Source organism: Anabaenopsis tanganyikae CS-531, from assembly GCF_029891675.1.
In the GTDB taxonomy this organism is placed as follows: domain Bacteria; phylum Cyanobacteriota; class Cyanobacteriia; order Cyanobacteriales; family Nostocaceae; genus Anabaenopsis; species Anabaenopsis arnoldii.
In genome coordinates, this window is the sequence record NZ_JANQDF010000105.1 from 25,234 (window position 1) to 44,847 (window position 19,614).

Annotated in this window: 14 protein-coding genes and 1 tRNA gene; 7 read left to right on the top strand and 8 right to left on the bottom strand. The window is 41.8% G+C overall.

Annotated elements, in window-relative coordinates; all coding sequences use genetic code 11:
- Positions 1–115 precede the first annotated feature (115 nt).
- From NWP22_RS10845 to NWP22_RS10855, 3 genes are all read left to right on the top strand, one after another.
- Positions 116–2,800, top strand: coding sequence for a chloride channel protein (locus NWP22_RS10845; protein ID WP_280801870.1), 2,685 nt, complete (start codon positions 116–118; stop codon positions 2,798–2,800).
- An 889-nt stretch (positions 2,801–3,689) separates the two neighbouring features.
- Positions 3,690–3,920 (top strand): hypothetical protein, encoded by a 231-nt coding sequence (locus NWP22_RS10850; protein WP_280801871.1) that lies wholly within the window; start codon positions 3,690–3,692, stop codon positions 3,918–3,920.
- Positions 3,921–4,113: 193 nt separating this feature from the next.
- Entirely contained in the window at positions 4,114–4,323 is a 210-nt protein-coding gene (locus NWP22_RS10855) for a hypothetical protein (RefSeq protein WP_280801872.1), read from the top strand.
- 145 nt (positions 4,324–4,468) lie between these two features.
- On the opposite strand, the gene NWP22_RS10860 is transcribed toward NWP22_RS10855, so the two are convergent.
- The 6 genes from NWP22_RS10860 to NWP22_RS10885 form a co-directional block, all read right to left on the bottom strand.
- Positions 4,469–5,197, bottom strand: coding sequence for a foldase protein PrsA (locus NWP22_RS10860; RefSeq protein WP_271730721.1), 729 nt, complete (start codon positions 5,195–5,197; stop codon positions 4,469–4,471).
- 39 nt (positions 5,198–5,236) lie between these two features.
- Complete coding sequence (locus NWP22_RS10865) at positions 5,237–6,706, bottom strand: beta-barrel domain-containing protein (protein WP_271730740.1); 1,470 nt, start codon at positions 6,704–6,706, stop codon at positions 5,237–5,239.
- Between the two features lie 119 nt (positions 6,707–6,825).
- Positions 6,826–9,519, bottom strand: coding sequence for a peptidase domain-containing ABC transporter (locus tag NWP22_RS10870; protein WP_280801873.1), 2,694 nt, complete (start codon positions 9,517–9,519; stop codon positions 6,826–6,828).
- Positions 9,520–9,687: 168 nt separating this feature from the next.
- Complete coding sequence (locus NWP22_RS10875) at positions 9,688–10,251, bottom strand: helix-turn-helix domain-containing protein (RefSeq protein ID WP_271730724.1); 564 nt, start codon at positions 10,249–10,251, stop codon at positions 9,688–9,690.
- Between the two features lie 477 nt (positions 10,252–10,728).
- Entirely contained in the window at positions 10,729–12,798 is a 2,070-nt protein-coding gene (locus NWP22_RS10880) for a serine/threonine-protein kinase (RefSeq protein ID WP_271730741.1), read from the bottom strand.
- A gap of 372 nt (positions 12,799–13,170) precedes the next feature.
- The gene (locus NWP22_RS10885) at positions 13,171–13,527 is read right to left on the bottom strand and encodes a hypothetical protein (protein ID WP_271730726.1); all 357 of its coding nucleotides are present in this window, start codon (positions 13,525–13,527) and stop codon (positions 13,171–13,173) included.
- A 695-nt stretch (positions 13,528–14,222) separates the two neighbouring features.
- Between NWP22_RS10885 and NWP22_RS10890 the strand changes: the two genes are divergently transcribed.
- Positions 14,223–14,558, top strand: coding sequence for a ribbon-helix-helix domain-containing protein (locus NWP22_RS10890; RefSeq protein WP_271730742.1), 336 nt, complete (start codon positions 14,223–14,225; stop codon positions 14,556–14,558).
- A gap of 43 nt (positions 14,559–14,601) precedes the next feature.
- Here NWP22_RS10890 and NWP22_RS10895 read toward each other — a convergent pair whose 3' ends face one another.
- Positions 14,602–14,727, bottom strand: coding sequence for a hypothetical protein (locus NWP22_RS10895; RefSeq protein ID WP_271730727.1), 126 nt, complete (start codon positions 14,725–14,727; stop codon positions 14,602–14,604).
- Positions 14,728–14,803: 76 nt separating this feature from the next.
- On the opposite strand from NWP22_RS10895, the gene NWP22_RS10900 reads away from it, so the two are divergent.
- On the top strand, positions 14,804–15,403 hold the full coding sequence (locus tag NWP22_RS10900; RefSeq protein ID WP_271730728.1) for an SRPBCC family protein: 600 nt from the start codon (positions 14,804–14,806) through the stop codon (positions 15,401–15,403).
- A 106-nt stretch (positions 15,404–15,509) separates the two neighbouring features.
- Here the strand turns inward: NWP22_RS10900 and NWP22_RS10905 are convergent.
- A tRNA-Glu gene (locus NWP22_RS10905) sits at positions 15,510–15,582 on the bottom strand.
- 367 nt (positions 15,583–15,949) lie between these two features.
- Here NWP22_RS10905 and NWP22_RS10910 point away from each other — a divergent pair.
- Entirely contained in the window at positions 15,950–17,830 is a 1,881-nt protein-coding gene (locus NWP22_RS10910; RefSeq protein WP_271730729.1) for a cation:proton antiporter, read from the top strand.
- A gap of 377 nt (positions 17,831–18,207) precedes the next feature.
- Positions 18,208–19,587, top strand: coding sequence for a hypothetical protein (locus NWP22_RS10915; RefSeq protein ID WP_271730730.1), 1,380 nt, complete (start codon positions 18,208–18,210; stop codon positions 19,585–19,587).
- The last annotated feature ends 27 nt before the right edge of the window (positions 19,588–19,614 follow it).

Here is a 19,614-nt window from a genome sequence, read left to right on the forward strand (position 1 = left end):
TATCAGTGTTTATCAGTCCATAATAGAAAAACAAGTCCACAATATTTGATTAGAGACTAGATTTTCTGCGTCTAGTGTCTAATGACTAAGCATCTGCTGATATTGATATTTTCATATGGGCCTTTCTATTCTGACTCAGCGCCTTCGTATCTGGTTGCAACCCACAAGAGGTTTAGCGATCGCGGAGGCTTGTATTATTGGTCTTGTAGCGGCCTTTGGTGCGGTATGCTTGAAAATGGGAGCGGGATGGTTGGGTACTTGGCGGGTACAGACCACTCAAATTGTGCCACCATGGTTGTTCTTACCTACCATTGGTATGAGCTTTGGGTTGATAGCCGGGTATTTAGTCAATAGATTTGCGCCAGAAGCTTCAGGTAGCGGTATCCCGCAAGTTAAAGCCACCCTTGCTAATGTACCAATTAGACTATCCTGGCAAGTCGCAATTATCAAGTTAGTTACTGCCATCATTACCCTTGGTTCCGGGTTGAGTTTAGGGCGACAAGGGCCCACAGTTCACGTAGGCGCGGGTTTAGCAGCAGGGATGAGTAACTGGGTTCCCACTTCCCCAGACCATCGCCGCCAGATGATTGCAGCTGGTGCGGGTGCTGGTTTAGCTGCGGCTTTTAATGCCCCCATTGCTGGTGTATTATTTATTGTCGAGGAATTACTCCAGGATTTATCAGGGCTGACTTTAGGAACCGCCATTATTGCTTCCTTTATTGGTGGTGTAGTCTCCCGGTTGTTGGGTGGGGGGAGTTTACAACTCAACCTAGAATTGCTGCAATACTCTAGTAACTTCTCCTTACCAGAAATTCCCTTTTTTTTGGTATTGGGAATTTTAGCCGGGTTACTGGGTGCATTATTTAACCGTGGCATTATCACTAGTATTAGAATTTATCAAAATCTCCATCTCAGCTTACCGTTGAAAATGGCTATAGCTGGTTTTATTTCCGGTTTAGTAGTGGCAATACTTCCAGAATCTTTCCGTAATTATGCGGGTTTAAGGGAGTATATGATTATTAGCGAACCTAATATACCTTTTGCCGCGATCGCCTTTTTATCTCAATTTCTCCTCACTCTCATTGCGTTCGGTTCCGGTGCGCCTGGGGGGTTATTTGCGCCTAGTCTGATTTTGGGTTCTTGTTTAGGACATCTGGTAGGTGTATCCGCCTCTTATTTCTTAGCCGTGGACTCACCCACCACCTACGCTTTAGCCGGTATGGGAGGGTTTTTTTGTGCAGTTTCTAAAGTACCCATTACAGCCATTGTCATTGTGTTTGAAATGACTACAGATTTCAATCTGGTATTACCCTTAATGATTGTCTCTGTAGCTGCTTACTTGGTTTCCGACAAAGTAATTCCGGGGTCACTCTACGACAAACTATTACGGCTAAAAGGGATCACTATTACCAAAGCAGTTTCCAACGAGGGGATATTAGGGAAATTAACAGCCAATGATGTCATGCAGCATCGAGTAGAAACCCTGGATGCAGACATGACATTAGAAGCAACAATGCAAGTATTTTCTCGTTCCCATCATCGCGGTTTTCCAGTGGTAGAGGAGGGTAAACTGGTAGGAATGATTACACAATCGGATTTAGTGACTAAGCGCGATAGTGACTCCTACATCCTAGACCAGAGCCAACCCCCACAGAAGGTACTATTAAAGTCTATTATGCAGCCCTCCCCCATGACAGTACAACCCAAGGATAACCTCAGTCATGTGTTGTATTTGCTGGATAGGTATCAAATTAGCCGCCTACCAGTAGTAGAAGGGAGAAAGTTAATTGGAATTATTACCCGTGCAGATATTATCCGCGCCCAAGCTGAACACCTCAACCATGGGAACGTGAGTAAAGCACATACGGAACCTTCTTACTTAGTTTATCAAACGCGATCGCCCAATATTGGCAGAGGTAGATTATTGATACCAATAGCCAATCCCCACACCGCCGCTATCCTCTTAGAAATGGCCGCCGCTATTGCCCGCGATCGCCACTATGAAATAGAATGTGTACAAATCATTTTAGTATCCCGTCACACTTCGCCATCAGAAACACCAGTCAGAACAGTTCACAGTCGCCGCCTACTACGCCAAGCGGAAGTTTTAGCCAAAAAGTGGAAAATTCCCCTACACACCCAAATTAGAGTCGCCCACGACCCCGCCCAAGCTATATTAGAAACCATCAACGAACGACACATCAACCTGATTTTAATGGGGTGGAAAGGTGAAACCTCCACCCCAGGGCGAATTTTTGGCAATGTTGTAGATACCATCATTCGCCAGGCCACCTGCGATGTGATGTTAGTCAAACTGGGTAAAATTTCCCCTTCCCCATTTCCCCCATCTGTTGAACTCCTGAGCGAACCACAATTAATCCCCTCTACCTCTCCTCAATTTAACCGTTGGTTGGTGACAATGGCTGGCGGTCCCAATGCGACAGCGGCGATTAAACTCTTACCCGCTTTAGCCACCTTGGGGGAACATCCATATATTCGCCTCACCCAAGTGTTTAAACCCTCCCAGTTACAACCAGATATGACGGTTTTAGAACAAGCCATCCGCGTCTTAATGGGTCGTCGTCAGTTATCCAGTCATGTGGTTGCTATCCCCCTACAAGCTGACTCCGTGGCCGAAGGAGTGATTAACCTGGTAAAAGACGACGATTATGATGTAGTGGTTTTAGGAGCTTCCCGTGAGGGGTTATTACAGCAAGCAGTACAAGGTAATATCCCCGAAGCGATCGCCTCTGGGGTAGACTGTACAGTAATTTTAGTCAGAGGCGCTATTAGTAGCTAAAGTCTGAAAAGTTATGATTTCGGTGTTCCCCATTCCCCAATCCTTCGGTGTTCCCTGTTCCCTGTTCCCTGTTCCCTATTCCCCGTTCCCTATTCCCTGTTCCCTGTTCCCTGTTCCCTGTTCCCTATTCCCTGTTCCCTATTCCCTATTCCCTGTTCCCTGTTCCGGTGTTCCCTGTTCCCTAAGATAAAAATTACCTGTTGAAAACTTATCAAACAACCTCTTAACAGCAATAATTATGAGCCGAAATCATGGCTTGATAGTATCAGTTAGTTCTTAGTAGTGCATTAAACCAGGGATTACAATCATCATAAATAGCATGATTTATGTCCGTTATTCATGTTTCATCGTCTGGAAAATCATCAATAAATCAGAGATGATAGTTACAGAAACAGGTAAACACCTGATTCCGCTACCATACCGCATTTACTCACCTCAATTATTAATTGGCTAATATAGACAGTAACTAAAAATCATCGATGTTCTCCAAACAGCAGGGTGTAGAAATTACACCCTGCTTTTATTTATTGATATTCATCCCACCAGACCTTAATAATGATTAGTGCAATCTCCACTCATGGGGGTTGACAGTTAACTGTTAGCAGTCAATCTAGGGATTTTTCCCTGCTTATATACAAAAAGTATCTTAATAGCAATAATTATGAACCGAAATAATAGCTTGATGCTATCATTTAGTTATTAGTATTAGCTTAAACCTTGATTATTCCGTTATTAAAATGATGATAAATAGCATTATTTATGTACGTTATTCATGTTTCATAAGCTTGAAAAGCCTAAATAAATCAGGGATTATAGTTACAGAAACAGGCAAGAGCCTGATTCCAAAAACAAACACAAAAACATAGCATTTACTAGGAGAAAGTAAATCATGGCTAACATCACAATTCAAAACCTAGAAGTTGAATCTACTGCATTGAATCAAGTTTCCCCCGGCGAAATGGAAAAAGTTATCGGTGGTAATAATTCTTGTCAGGGTAATCCTAATGCTCCTATGGGCGGTGCATTTTTCGATATTGGTGAGTTCAATACAAGCGTAGCATTATTCTTTGGAATAAGTGGTTATTTGGCTTTCTTAGAACTAATTGATACTCTAGTTTAATCTTGTACACCCTTGTATTTGTACGAGAGATGCTTAGTAAAAATTAGCTAATTTTCCTACAAAAAAACAGGGTGTAATTTTTACACCCTGTATTATTTATTAACTAGACATTTTACTTTTGAACGTGGGTAAATCCAGGACAAACATAACTGACCAAAACCAAAACACACCATTTACTAAAAATAATTAAATCATGGCTAACATCACCATTAAAAACTTAGAAATCGCCTCTACTCAATTGCAGCAACTTTCTCCAGAGGAAATGGAGAAAATCATGGGCGGATTTATGTTACTCGGACAATTCTCCCAGATGATAAATAGACTTATGGCTATAACTTTTATGGTGATTTTTATTAACACGATCTTCTCTTTATTATCTACAGGGTGGGGCGAAGAAGCCTGAGTGAGGTAAACTAGGGCGGGCAGGATGCCCACCCCACAATAGTTTTACAATTAATATCTGTATTTTATCTAGGTAGAAACTGCTGTAAATAATGGGTGGGTTAGAAATTCCTAACCCACCCTAATTTAAAGATTAAATCTGAGTGTTATATTTGAAAATCCGTCTGCTCAACCTGCTGCTTTAACCACTCAGCAAATAAATGGCCGATGATCTGATAACTTAGCTGCTCATCTAATCGGGGTCGAATCATCTCCTCCACAAAAATTAAATGTATACCTTTAGCTGTCACAATCGGTTTCAGCAGCTGTGGTGGTTTAGCTGCAAATACAGCAGCAGAAATATCTGGATGTAAATTTTGACGACCCATCACCCCTCGATATCCACATTGGCGACGTAGTTCTACATCTTGAATATATTGATGAGCGACATCATAAAAACTTTTCTCCCCTTCTTTAACTGCATAAAACAATTCCCAGGCTAAATCCTCATCATCTAAAATAACTTCATACATGATCACCTGTAGGTAATCTACTTGATGGTTATAAAAGTATGGTTCAACTTCAGCAGCAAACAAATGATGACTTAATTTAGCGTTTAGGAGGGTTATATAGATAATTTCCTCAAAATCCTCTAAAGATAAACCATGTTTTTTTAACCATCTCCAAGTTTCATCAGTGGTAGTGAGTTGGTTAACTAACCGCATTTGGTCTGCTGTTTGTTGTAATTCTGCAACTTCTACCTTTATCCCCACTTCATCCGCCCTATTTTTAATGATTTTGCGCTGAATAATCTGCTCAACTGTTTCAGGAATTTTTCCAGATAGTTTGATTTGACGTAAAATATCTTCTTGAGTGACTACCATGGGGTATGACATAATCTTGTCCTGCTTAATTGGTAATTGTGGAATTGACTGCTATAACTTAAAATCCCCTGCTTGTAATTGCTTAAAGGGGTCAATGATAAAATCAATAATTCGCCGCTGACGTAAAATCACTTCCGCTGTAGCAGTATCTCCCGGACGTAGGGGAATACATTGATTTCTGTGTGGGATACAGTTGTCTGGTAAACTGATTTCTAAGTTATAAGCTGATACCTTCCCCTGGGGTGTATCTATATCTATAGTTGTGGGAGAAATACTCATTAACTCTCCTTCTATAACTCCATAATCTTGGAAAGGATAAGCATCAAATTTCAGCTTGACTGGTAATTTCTCATTGAGAGAACCACTTTGTGCGGTTGCTATTTGCGCTCTCATCACTAAAGGTGAATTAAGCGGCGCAATTTCTGCGACCATTGTTCCCGCTTGAACCACAGCGCCAGCTTTTTGAATGGGTAATTGAAATATAGTCCCAGTCATGGGTGCTGTGACTTCCCTTTGTGCTAGTTGAATATTCAGAGATTCAATCTGTTTTTGAGTTTGAGCGATTTCTGCTGCTAGTGCGGTGATTTCTGTGGCTAAATTGTTTTGTTGTTCTTGAATACGTAGTAAAGCTAATTCACCGGAACGCTTGAGGGTTTCATAACTGCGTTCTTGTTCCCTCGCTCTGAGTTCTGCTTGGGTAATATCAGCTTTTCCCTGTTTGATCACTCGTTCATAACTGCTTTGCTGTTCTGCTAAACGTAATTCAGCTTGTTGAATATCTGACTGACTTTGTTCATATAGCTGTTGTCTTTGTTTTGTTTGTTCTTGCTTTTCTACAAGGTTAATTTCAGGGATGACCCCTTCTTGATATAATTCCCTGTATCTGGTTTCTTCTCGTTGGGCGATCGCCATGCTGCTTGCAGTTAACTTATGAGCAGTGATACTATGGGCTAAATTTTGTTTAGCCTGGTTGACTTGAGATAATTTTTCCGACTTCTGTAACTCCCAGTTATTTGTTAATGCTATTAATTGTTGTCTAGCTTGGTCGATTTGCGATTGTTTTTCTAACTGCTGGGATTGATTTTGTTGTTGTTGAGTGCTGAAAGTCACTACTAACTGATTTTGCAGAGTAGTTAATTGCGATCGCCTATTTAATTGTCCTTCTAACCTCTCCTTCACCTGAGCTAATTCAGCAGTCACTAAATCTGAATCTAACAGTAATAGAGGTTGTCCATCTTTGACTTCCTGGCCTTCCTGAATCAGAATTTCTCTGACAGTTCCAGATACCGGACTATCTAACCTCATAGTTTTACCTTCCGGTTCAATTTTCCCCCTAGCTGTACCTGTTTCATCCACCTTAGACAACATCGCCCAAGGTAAAATAATTGCCACAAATATGACTAAAAAGTACAGTAATCCCCTAGTCCACACTTGGGGTAAAGCATCTAATAATTCTTGAGTTGCAAAAGACCAATGAGCGTGAGATTTTACCTGTACTGGAACCTGCGGAGATTTCCCCATAGTCTCAGGAGTTATAGATAAAATCTCTTCCGTTGTGACTTTTCCATTTTCATTGATTGTATATGACATAAATTTACCTTAATTTACCTCAGAAAATATCGCCCAACCATCTCCTATATTTAGGAATAATCCTTGTTACCTAATTGCTGTTGATTGAGGTAGAAATAGTGTCCACGTTTGTCGATTAATTGCTCATGACTACCACATTCAATCAACATACCTTGATCTAAAACCAAAATTAAATCAGCATTCTTGATAGTAGACAGACGATGAGCAATAATTAAAGCAGTTCTCCCCTTGAGAATTGTCTGCAAATTCTGCTGAATTATCCGTTCTGATTCCGTATCAAGGTGAGAAGTAGCTTCATCAAAAATCAAGAGTTTGGGGTTACCTAATAAAGCGCGGGCGATCGCAATTCTTTGTCTTTGTCCCCCAGATAATAAACCGCCCCCTTCACCAATTTGAGTTTCATAACCCATAGGTAATTTTTGGATAAACTCATCAGCACCTGCTAATTGAGCAGCGGTGATAATTTCCTCTAAACTTGCATCAGGATGTGCTAAACAGATATTTTCCCGGATAGTATTACCAAACAAAAAAGTATCCTGATCAACCACACCCACTTGTTGGCGCAGAGAATCTAAACAGATGGTAGTAATATCATGTCCATCAATTAAGATTTTACCGTTAGTAGGTGGATACAAACCTAAAACCAGCTTAGAAATTGTAGTTTTACCAGACCCACTACGCCCCACTAAAGCCACTGTTTGTCCTGATTTAATTGAAAAATTGACATTTTGCAGAATATTAACATTAGCATCCTCATGATAACGAAAGGTCACCTGTTGAAAATCAATATTACCCTGAATTTCCGGTAAATTTTGCCGTTGTTGCTCTTGTATATCCTCCTCCGGTTTAGCATCTAACACATCATTAATCCTTTCCACAGCAATGATTACCTCTTGTAACTGGTTCCACAGCACAGCTAATCTTTTAAAAGGGTTAATAATATTGCCTAAAAGCATATTAAATGCCACCAACTGCCCAATAGATAATTGATTTTCAATTACCAAATATGCCCCATACCACAATAAAGCCGTAGATACACCAGCCTCAATTGTATTACTAAAAATCTGTAACCGATTGCCAATTACTTGCCCAGAAAAGTTAGTCTTTATCTCCTTGTTTAATAACTCTTCCCAATGCCAACGGACTGTTTGTTCTACCGCCGTTGATTTGATAGTTCTGATACCAGTTAAAGCCTCAATAATATAACTATTTTCCTGAACTGAAGCCTTAAATATTTGTCGGGAAATTCGCTGTAAAAAAGGTGTAGCAATCAAAGCCAGACCCAAAAATGGCGGCACAATTACTAAAGATATCAAAGCCATTTGCCAACTGTACCAAAACATCAAACCCAGATAAATAAATACAGTCAGAAAATCTAGAACGATTGATAATGCTTCCCCAGAAATAAAGCTTTTAATTTTGCTATTTTCCTGTAACCGAGAGACAATATCACCCACATAACGATTTTCAAAATAGCTTAAAGGTAATCGGAAAGTGTGACGAATAAACGCCACCACCAAAGCCACATTAATCTTATTACCCGTGTGGTCAATCAGATATTGCCTTAAACCTGTCATGGCCACACGGAACAGGCTAAACATCATCAAACCCAACCCCACAGCCATTAAGGTTAAATGAGACCGTTGTACTATCACACGGTCTAAAATCAGTTGTGTAAATAAGGGTGTAATCAGTCCAAATATTTGAATAAAGATGGAAGCAATAAATACTTCCCCTATGACCACACCATGAGGCTTGACCAGTTCAAAAAATTGCCAAAAAGGGGTTGTACTTTCTTGTGCATTCTTAAATAAAGCCGTTGGTTCTAGCAGGAGTGTATACCCAGTCCAACCAGCCTGGAATTCAGCGTAAGAAAGAGTCAGTTGACCAACCCCAGGGTCAGCAACTATCACATTTTGAGGGGTAATTTCATAGACAACAATATAGTGTTTTCCTTCCCAATGGACAATCGCCGGTAGTTTCTGTTGTCCTAACTGCTGGATATTAGCTTTCACCGGACGGGTATTAAAACCCAGGCTTTCCGCGCTGGTGGTTAACCCACGCAACGATACACCATTACGATCAACATTAGCCATCTCCCTTAACCGGTTGAGGTTAAATTGTTTCCCCCAATAGAGAGAAACCATCACTAAACAAGCAGCACCGCAATCAGAAGCGCTGTGTTGAGCAAAAAAGGGATAACGCCGAGTAATTCTTTGTAATAGATGACGAACTTTTTGGGTAGGAGTGGGAAGGTAAGCTTGACTAATTTTTTCTCTGGTTTGGTGGTGATTTTCCCCGGTAGTGACTCTTGGTAATGGCTGCTGAGATGGAGAATGGAGAATATGGGTTTTTGTTTTCAGGTGCTCTTGAATTTGTGGATATTTATCCATTAAGTTTTTGAGCAGTTCACCAGGGAAAAAACACAAACGCAGACTTTCACTGGCTCGCGCACCATAAACCTGACAGTTAAGATTAGGAAACAATGTATGATGTCCGAAGGACTCACCTTTTCTGACCGTGGTAATTACTTCTCCACTGTCATCAATTAACCTCACTTTGCTGCTAAGTACAACATAAATACCGGGTTCAACTCCTGTACCTGACCAAAATTTCCCTATTTTCGGTTCTCTGTATTTTAGTTGCTGTCCATAGATTTGAAATTCTGCGACAGAAAAGGAATATCCTAGGGTTTGATTGAATAATTCCTGGGAAATTTGTGTTTTAACTGATTCTTGGACCATAAATTTAGAGAATTTAGAAGATGATGATCTGATTTTCTGCAATTGCGTAAGTACTTGATAGGTTCCCCCTTGTAACACCGGACACAATCATCTGTTACCCCTGGGTTGATGAGGAGCATCGTCTTAACTCACCCCCCAAGGGTTTCTAAATTAGGGGATGATAGCTATTTAATTTTTATGAAATTTCAGCAATTGAATCGGTACAAATGCATTAGTATTTCCCCTAGATTTTCCTGTGATATCAGTAATAGATATTTGGCAAGTCACACCTTCATGGGTATTTTCTGATGCAGTTTCAGATTTACCTTTAGTGGATAGTCCCATTTGTTTGAGTAAGCGTTTGATATGACATTCACTCAATTGCAGTCCAAACTCTTTAGCTAAGTGTTTACTTAACCAGTTAGCTGTCCAACGCCGAAAACCATAACCATAGTCGTGGGGATGATGGTTGACAAGTTCTTCAAGGCGTGCTATATATTCCTCATTGATAGCCTTCGGACGACCAACTGGTGATGTTTCCCATTCGTGGGCTTTCCCACTACGGGCTATATGTATCCAGTGTCTGGCGGTAGCTGAACAGCATCCTAAAGTACGACATATTTCCCTTTGTGATTTTCCTTCATCTGCCAACAGCATAATTGAAATCCGTTGGCGGTATAATTCTGGTATATCTTCTGCCAACTTTTTGAGTAATAATTGGCGTTGAAATGGTGTCAATAATTTACCATTCATCTTCCGTAACCTAATATTTGATTGCTGGCTTTTATACCATAACCGTCGCAATTAACAGTAAAATACTTTGTTGTCAGGTATGGCTGGTATCTCCCAATCTCAATAGGTTATAGATCATTCTTTCCATGATAGCGACATCGAACCAAAGTAATAGTGTTAGTGTCTAATTATACAATTAACTGCAAAATAGACATCCTCAGCCCATCAGGTCTAATTTTGATGGATACCCATATCAAGCGAGCCATATACTTGCAACTCAAGGTATATAGAAAGGGTCTTTTCTAAAACTAAGAAAGTCTGCTACAACTGCTAAAGGCAGATGGTTTTGATATATGGGAACTTATGACTGGGCAAAAATGTACAAAGTCAATCTAGCCAGTTGTTTTCCACAGTTTACTATCTCGTCGGTGTTGGGTGTTTCTTGGAACTCATATTAAGCAAACGAGATACTCAATTGCAAGCTATATGCAACATCTCTTACTGAGGGACTCGCCAAAGGATGATAGTATTGTCTTCACCACCAGTGACCAGAGTCTGACCATCAGGACTGATAGCCAAGGCGGTGACAGTATCCGCGTGTCCCACAAGTGTACGCATTTGTTGACCTGTGGCTAAATCCCAAAGTCTAATTGTGCGACCTGCTTCCAGCTGCGCTTCGCGATCGCGCCCACCACTAACAAGAGTGGTATTATCGGGACTAAAAGCAATGGATGTTACAGTTTCGATATTCTCTGCTAGTGTCTGGGTTTTCCCTTCTGTCCCTAAATCCCCAAGTGTCATCGTGCGTAGCTTACCGCCGGAGTCATCGCGACTAGCAATAGCTAGGGTCTGACCATCTGGACTCAAAGCCACACCTGTAACTATTTCCCCATCTTGCTCAACTGTGCGGAGCAAAACTGCTCTGTGCAGATCCCAAATTTTAATAGTTTTGTCAAAACTACCACTGACTAGAGTTACACCATCTGCACTCATAGCTAGTGAACGCACCCAAGATGTATGACCTCTGAGCGTACCTCTTAACCTTCCCGTGGCCATATTCCACAGTTTAATAGTACCATCATCACTACCACTAACTAAAGTGCTGGCATCTGGGCTAAAGGCTAAGGCGTGAATTGAATCGGAATGTCCCCTGAGGGTGCGAAGTAACTCACCAGTAGGAAGATTCCAAATTTTGATAGTTTGATCATCGCCACCACTAACTAAAGTACTTCCATCCGGGCTGATAGCTACGACATTCACCCTTTGTCGGCTATTGACCGTCGTAATTACCTCGCCTGTAACTAAATTCCAAACTTTAATACTCCCTTCCCCACTGCTGGCAAAAATCTGGCTATCGGGACTAATAGCCACAGATAAAACCACATCTTCATGACCTTCCAGAGCTTTAGCTAAGGTAATATTCTTGAAACTTGAATTGGGAGACCCTTCGGTAACTGACCCGCCACCACTACTATGATCTTGAGTCAATGTAGACAATAACACAGTCTGAAAGCGCTGATATTGCTGATACCAAGAATCTTCAATCCCAAATAACATCATCAAGGCACTGACTAAAACTATATTTTTCAGTAAGCTATATTGGATTGGTAAAGATGAAATCTGAGTTACCGGTATTTTTTCCGAAGATTTACTTACTTTTGCTAGTGCTAGTGGTTGTTTTGGGTTCAAGTCTTTCATGACTTCATCGGCTGATTGGTAACGCTGCTCGATATCTTTTCTCAACAGCTTATCGAGAACATAATCCAATTCAGTACTCAATGGACTTCGCAAATATTGTCGCCAATTAGTCACCCAACCATAGCCATATTCCAGCCACAACTGAAAGGGAGCAATTCCAGTTAGTAAATGAAAGCAGGTAGCCCCCAAACCAAACAAATCACTAGCAGGGTAAGCCTTACCATCTCTAATTTGCTCCAATGGCGAATAACCATGGGAACCAATTGATGTCCCCATGTTCTTCGGTGCTCTGGTGGTTAACTGCTTCGAGGAACCAAAATCTATGAGGCTTAATCTTCCGTCACCATGTCGTCGAATAATATTTTCTGGTTTGATGTCCCGGTGAATCACACCACGGTCATGGATAAACTTGAGGACAGGCAATAAATGCAGCAAAATTGCTTTAATTTCCGCCGGTCTATATAGTTTTCGCCGTTGCAACTCGGTTAACAAATTTTGCCCATTGACAAACTGCTGTACTAAATACAAACAGTCGTCTTGCTCAAAATAAGCTAAAAGAGTTGGTATTTGTGGGTGTTCTCCTAGCTCTTGCAGACGCTTTGCTTCCTGAGCAAATAATTCTACTGCTTTGTTTTGCGACCAAGTTCCTTGAAACTTCGGCGCTAATTGCTTGACCACACAACGTTCATTTAGTTTATCTGTATCCTCGGATAAATAGGTTCTGCCAAATCCCCCCTGATCGGAAAGCAACCGAATCACACGGAAGCGATTTCGCAAAAGTGGCACCAAGGGGGTACTACAACTTTGGCATAACTTCTGTGTGTCAGGATTGAGGGGATTTGGGCAATCGGGATTTAAGCAGCAGATCATCATCTGACAGGCGCGACTGCACAATAAATAATGTTAAGTTAGCCCCGAAACTTCCCTTAATTAACATTGGCTCTCGCTCAATCATGGTAGAAAACACTGAATTGGGATTGGGGATTTACTTATATAGTAAGTCTTGGTAAATGCTCACCCATTTTTCCGTTTGCACCGAAAACTACAAGAGCCAGAAAATTCCTGATTTTATATTGATTATATTATAATATAATCTCACTGTGTACAAGTCCCACAAAACTCTATTTTGCTATTTTGCTCACTTGTATCTTCTCTACATGGTAAGTAGACAAACAGATAAAAAATTCATATTTAAAACCCCCGATTAATTCAAACAACCGGGGTACAAACGCTAATGTATTTCTAATTACCTGTCACTTTTTCCAGAAGGTTCTTAACATTCTGTTCTACTGAAGTTGAACTCTGTGAATTTTCAGGGGTCTTCATCTTGTCTATGTCAGCGTCTCCCTGAACTTCATTGAGTCCTTTGATTGACTTTTCTTGAGTTTCTTTGAGTCCCAATGGTTTGGATTTAGCTACCTCGTCAGTTTGGCGTTGCGTTTCCAGAAGCTGTGTCGGGCCTTCTTGAGGATCACTTTGATAACTACTGATGGCAAAAGCAGCTGAGGCGCTGGAGAAAAATAGCAGGACACAGGCAGAAGCCACAATTATAAAACGCACTGGGTGTAAAATGGATAAAATCACATGATAATTCTTCATCTTCAATCCTCAATAACAGCTTTAACACCGTGATGGTTGCACATACTAATGAGCAATGAATACCTTTAGTAGTAAAGAATGGGTGTGAAATTATTTATAGCATTTCCCATGCTCGTGAGGTACAATTTTTTTAGTTTGAGGGAACAGGGAATAGGGAATAGGGAATTGGTGTGTACTTCATGAGCCTGAAAAAGGCTTTATTTATTAATATGTGCTCTTTGATTGGTTACGTTATGAAATAGCTTGACTTACTTAGTAAATTCTCCTTTTTTATGTCTCAGTACTATTTTATGAGTAAATCACTCACACTTGTATCAACCCGGAGAATGAAATTTATTTGAATTTATTTGAATTTATTTGATTTATATTGGTCTATATTTGTCCGTTAATCAATCTTGAGGTAGACGAACTTCAAACCAATTTAGCTGTGTTTTGGTTGCAGGTATGATCTGGAAAATTCAATATATTATCTCACCTGTATCTTCCTAAAGTAGACGCTCAAGATCCCCCTGTCAGTGTCCCTAAATCCAGCTTGTGATGTATTATTACTGACTCATTAATGTTGATTGGTTGTGACAAGGGAGTGGTGTGAAAGATAAGTACACTACTTTAACAGCTTTTATCTATTTTAACATTTCTCTAAAGATACTACACTTGTATTACTAGACTGTCCACAAATGGAAGGAGCAAAAGTTATGCATGCGATCGCTCGCACTCCCACTACTGAAATGGAAGTTACCAGTATCCGCCTAGAAAGGGAACTCAAAGATAAACTTAAAGAAATAGCCCATAACCAGGGATATCAAGCCTTGATTAGAGAGATCCTCTGGAACTATGTACAACAAAAATCAGGTGAGTGGAAACCAGGATTTTCCCGCTCCGATATTCGAGCTAGTGTACCTGCTACAGCTGAGAAAGAAGAACATTGTGTACTGACGGGTCAATTAATTCATCCCCAAGAATCGATGTTTTTAGGACTAACTAGAAATGGTGATATGGTTCCCTTGAGTGTAGAAAGTTTAGCCACTTAGTGGGAAATTTCCGTGGATGCAGCCCATTTCCGGGAGGCTGCATTCAGAATAAGAGCATAAATTTCATGGGCACATATTTTGTTAAAATTGTCTTATCCTTAAAGCTGGTGAGTCCCATGACTTTGTGTGGAATGGGGCGATCGCCGTTGAGAGTGTCTTCCCAGATCAAATTTCCCTCTTGTGGGAAATTTGTTTCATCCTGAATGTGGCCAAATTTCCCGATCAAAGCCAACCAAATTCCGAAAGTGACTGAAAAATCAAAAATCCGAGAAAACCTTGCTCTGTGCCCTGCTGGAGATGAAACAGGTCTAGAAAACAATTTGGCTGTTGAGCCAGTTACTTTACCAGAGGTGGCAGTTAAAATTGAGAAAATAGCCGAAAGAAAGCGAAAAATTGCGGCTAAGATCCAAATTCCTCACCCTGTTGAACGGATTTGGAAAGTGCTAACAGACTATGAAGCCTTGTCTGAATTCATTCCCAATCTGGCTCAAAGTTGCTTGTTAGAGCATCCTCACGGTGGTATTCGACTAGAACAAATCGGCTCTGTGCGCTTACTCAAGTTCAATTTTTGCGCCCGTGTGGTTTTGGATTTGGAAGAACAGTTCCCTAAACAGATTAATTTCTCGATGGTAGAGGGAGATTTTAAGGACTTTTCTGGTATCTGGTGTTTAGAGCCTGATTCCCGGGGTGAGGAATTTGGAACTACCTTGTGTTATACCATTCAAGTTTGCCCCAAACTAACGATGCCAATCACAATCCTGGAACGTCGCCTCAGCGATGATTTGCGGTTAAATCTTTTAGCTATTCACCAGCGTGTAGAGGAGTTATGGCAAACTGCTGAATAGACCCTGAGCATTCATTCAGTATTTTTCTGCCTCAAAAATAATCAGCCTTTTCGCAGAAAAGGCTGATTAAATATCAACAAGATTATTTTGGTTTATATTTGTGGAATACCCCCAGGGGAATTCGAATCCCCGTCGCCTCCGTGAAAGGGAGGTGTCCTAGGCCTCTAGACGATGGGGGCTTAAGACTCAGACTTTATATATACTAATTACTTTTCTAGTGGATGTCAATAGGTTTTGCAAAAAAAATTTTCCCGGCTAAGATGGACGACAATACATAGCTGATATTGGAGTTTGTGCATCCAGAACACAAAGCCATAGGATGAGCAGCGATGAATGTAGCTGTTGATTTTTCACCAGTGTTTGATACTAACTAGAGGACTGTGGAATTTTTGCCCTAGCAGTCAGCCATTCAAGTCAGATAGACGACTAAGTATGAAAAAACTCTGGATTTCGCTGGGGACAAAGGATGGGATGTTGTACGCTGTAGAAGTAATATTTACCATTCTTTACAAAAGATTTTGAAATACATAGCTCAAAATCTACAACATGGAAGCATCTTTTGAAATCACCCTACAAATGGTCAGCGTGGTTGTTGCAGGCATTACCGCCCAGGTCTTGGCTGCATACTTCCGCTTACCGAGTATTGTCTTGTTATTACTACTAGGCATTCTGCTAGGCTCCGATGGGCTGGGATTGTTGCATCCTCATGTCCTTGGTGCTGGTCTGGAAGTGATTGTTGCCCTAGCAACGGCAATAATTTTATTTGAAGGCGGACTCAATTTGGATATAGAGGAACTGGGGAGAGTGTCAGTTAGCCTACAATTGCTGGTCACCCTGGGAACACTGATTACATTAATTGGCGGTAGTATGGCAGCCCACTGGCTGGGGGAATTTCCTTGGAATATAGCCTTTCTCTACGGCTCCATCATTGTAGTCACAGGGCCAACTGTCATCAGTCCCCTGCTCAAACAAATCAACGTAGATCGTCAAGTGGCAACTATTTTAGAAGGAGAAGGAGTTTTAATCGACCCTGTAGGGGCTATTCTGGCATTCGTCGTCCTCGACACCATTACTAACGGCGATGCTGACCCCATAAATGCCATCATCGGCTTACTGATGCGTCTGGGAATTGGTGCGGCAATTGGTGGAGCCGGGGGCTACTTGATGAGCTTGATTTTCAAACGCGCTAATTTTCTCTCATCAGAGTTAAAAAACCTAGTGGTGCTGGCGATTCTGTGGGGTCTATTTACCTTGGCACAGACGATTAGGAGTGAATCAGGAATTATGACTACGGTCATCGCTGGTGCGGTATTTGCTAACTCCTCAGTGCCAGAAGAGCGTCTATTACGCAGCTTTAAAGGTCAGCTGACAATTCTGGGGGTGTCGGTGCTATTTATTCTCCTGGCGGCAGACCTTTCCATTGCCAGTGTGTTTGCTTTGGGTTGGGGCAGTGTATTGACTGTTTTAGTGCTTATGTTCGTGGTTCGCCCCGTTAACATTCTTTGCTGTACTTGGAACAGTAACCTGAATTGGCGACAGAAAGTATTTTTAAGTTGGGTGGCTCCTAGGGGTATTGTCAGTGCTTCTGTGGCGTCTTTGTTTGCCATTGCGTTGACACAGCGGGGTATTAATGGTGGTGATGCTATCAAAGCTCTGGTGTTCTTGACAATTATCATGACGGTGGTTTGCCAAGGGTTAACAGCCGGAACAATTGCTAAATGGCTGCGTATCACCTCTAAGGATGCCACAGGGGCGGTGATTGTGGGTTGTAATCCCTTGAGCTTGTTGGTTGCGCGTTTCTTTCATGAACGGGGAGAAAAAGTAGTCATGATTGATACTGACCAAGAACGTTGTGCCAAAGCAGCGGCGGAAGATATTCCGGTGATTTCTAGCAGTGGATTGGATGTTTCTGTTTTGGAGGAAGCTGGACTGGCTTCTGTGGGAACTTTCCTGGCTATGACCAATAATGGTGAGGTGAACTTTGTCTTGGCTCAACGGGCGGCTGAAGAATTTAGCCCGCCGCGTGTTTTGGCAGTGTTTCCCCGGAAACCCCAAGCTAATTCTAGTTCTAGTCACAAGGTTAACCAAGCTTTTAGCACGGAGTTAGCCATTAAGACTTGGAATGAGTATCTCAACGATGGCAGAGTGAAGTTGGGGACAACTACACTCAATGCTCCCGAATTTACCAAACAACAAGAGCGTATCCAAGACAAGATTAAGAGCGGAGATTTGATTCCGTTGTTGCTGGAAAGAGAAAACCGTCTACAGGTAGTGCCAGCTAGTCAAGAATGGTTAGTAGGCGATCGCATTATATACTTGTTACACGACCCCAGACCCAACTTATTAAAGCGTTTATCCGGTGGTAGCCCTTCAACTCGCCTGTCTCTGGAAACTTTACCGGAGGTGGAGGAAGTACCCTTGGCTTAATGTGGTATAATGACAAAGCCTAGGCGTAATTTATAAATTCCCCTGCCAAAAGAACGTAAATCAAGCTAAGATAGTTGGCTAATCAGAGCAGCAACTGCAATAGATATAGTTATATATTTAGCCTGATGCCATAGCGACCAGTGGCAACTACCTTAGATTCAGTGTCCATATTGTGCAACTCCTCATAAAAATTGCAGTTCAATAATGGTGATTGTCCCCGGTCTCATGGAAAAGTTAGAAACTTGAAAACCACCCTATTGCGACATTTTGAGTCCCGGCATAGGAAGTCATGATTTTGAGCAGGATGCATCTCTTGTAGTTAAGATAAAATTGCTTTGCTAGTCAACCGCAACCCAGCCGAGTGAACGATAACAGCTATGTCCTACGTCTCCCTGCTAAAAAATATACCGGAAATTCTCAGCCGACCAACTGGGATAGCAGTAATAGCCTCTCTTGGCATCCACGGTGCTATTGCGTTGATTGTACCATTGATGCCTGTAGATTCTAATTCATCTCAACCATCAGAAGTAGCCAAATCAGTTGGTATCTTGGAATTAAGCCAAGCTGATCAAGCGCGTCTGCCAGAAAATCCCAAAATACCGCCTGAAACATCCCTACCGTCACTACCTGCAGAATGGTCACTACCTCCAAGACCGCCACTTCCGCCTCCGAATCTGGATATGCCTAGAAGTAGACCGCCGTTACCATCATCTGCTTATACCCAACCTGTCTTGCCGCCAATGAGGACAACACTGAATTATCAGGTTGTTCCTCCTCCTAATCGGAATGTTTCCTCGCCCCAGAGGACTGCTACACCTATACCAGCCCCTAGGGTTGAATCTGAGGTTCCTGGAGAGCAATATCGATTTACCTCTAATTTTAATGCTGCCGCTCAAAAATTCACCCCTTCTACGCGAACTTTTAATCACAGCGAAATACAAGTGGCAGTGAAACCAATACCTGTAGAAGGATTGCCAAAACTAACTCCATCTCCAGTACCAGGGGATTTACCAAATACCCGCCCTACCACCGCAGCAGTGAATAATGCCGGTGAAAGTCGTCGAAATCAAGCCCTCATAGCTCGTCTTCAGGAAAGCCGACAACAACCTGAGCAACCGAGTCATCAAAGCACTCCCTTGCAGTCGGAATCTAGGGACACAAAACCAGAGACCCCTGTCGAGAAAGTAAATGCAGCCCGGGGAACGATGGACTCCGGCACTGCGCGAGGCGCGATCGCCCACTTGAACTCACATCAGGATATCAGAGAGGAAATTCAGCAAGACTACCCCAATTCCCAACAAAAACCAGTTATCCGCGACACCATTGCCGTCAATCAGCCCCGGCTTGAAGGCAGAGTGTGGGGTTTCTTAGTGGTGGGTACTGAAGGGCAGGTTTTAGATATTAAATTCCCCAAGGGATTAGTTTCTACTGAGTTGCAATCAAAGGCCAGAGAATATTTTGCTACTAAGTCTCCTCGAGGAGATCAACAAGTCAGCATTTATCCATTCAATCTCAGTTTCAAAAAAGACGGTAACACTGCTGCAACTACCGTCAAACCATTACCGGAACTGCGAGTCCCCAATGAGCAGTCAGCACCTGCACAGGCTGTTACTGCCAAGACTACACCCGAACCTAATAATAGTTCGCTGTCTTCCACTCTAGAATCTAGTGAAAAATTAATACAACAGTTGCGCCAAGTGCGAGAGGAAAGAACGAACTCTAATTTAGAAGAATCAAATTTAGAAGAATCAAATTAACAGTGGCGAGTTTAGCGGAGGTGGAGC

Coding starts and splice junctions, on each gene's coding strand:
- NWP22_RS10845 (WP_280801870.1), top strand. CDS start 116: ATGGGCCTTTCTATTCTGACTCAGCGCCTTCGTATCTGGTTGCAACCC.
- NWP22_RS10850 (WP_280801871.1), top strand. CDS start 3,690: ATGGCTAACATCACAATTCAAAACCTAGAAGTTGAATCTACTGCATTG.
- NWP22_RS10855 (WP_280801872.1), top strand. CDS start 4,114: ATGGCTAACATCACCATTAAAAACTTAGAAATCGCCTCTACTCAATTG.
- NWP22_RS10860 (WP_271730721.1), bottom strand. CDS start 5,197: ATGTCATACCCCATGGTAGTCACTCAAGAAGATATTTTACGTCAAATC.
- NWP22_RS10865 (WP_271730740.1), bottom strand. CDS start 6,706: ATGGGGAAATCTCCGCAGGTTCCAGTACAGGTAAAATCTCACGCTCAT.
- NWP22_RS10870 (WP_280801873.1), bottom strand. CDS start 9,519: ATGGTCCAAGAATCAGTTAAAACACAAATTTCCCAGGAATTATTCAAT.
- NWP22_RS10875 (WP_271730724.1), bottom strand. CDS start 10,251: ATGAATGGTAAATTATTGACACCATTTCAACGCCAATTATTACTCAAA.
- NWP22_RS10880 (WP_271730741.1), bottom strand. CDS start 12,798: ATGATCTGCTGCTTAAATCCCGATTGCCCAAATCCCCTCAATCCTGAC.
- NWP22_RS10885 (WP_271730726.1), bottom strand. CDS start 13,527: ATGAAGAATTATCATGTGATTTTATCCATTTTACACCCAGTGCGTTTT.
- NWP22_RS10890 (WP_271730742.1), top strand. CDS start 14,223: ATGCATGCGATCGCTCGCACTCCCACTACTGAAATGGAAGTTACCAGT.
- NWP22_RS10910 (WP_271730729.1), top strand. CDS start 15,950: ATGGAAGCATCTTTTGAAATCACCCTACAAATGGTCAGCGTGGTTGTT.
- NWP22_RS10915 (WP_271730730.1), top strand. CDS start 18,208: ATGTCCTACGTCTCCCTGCTAAAAAATATACCGGAAATTCTCAGCCGA.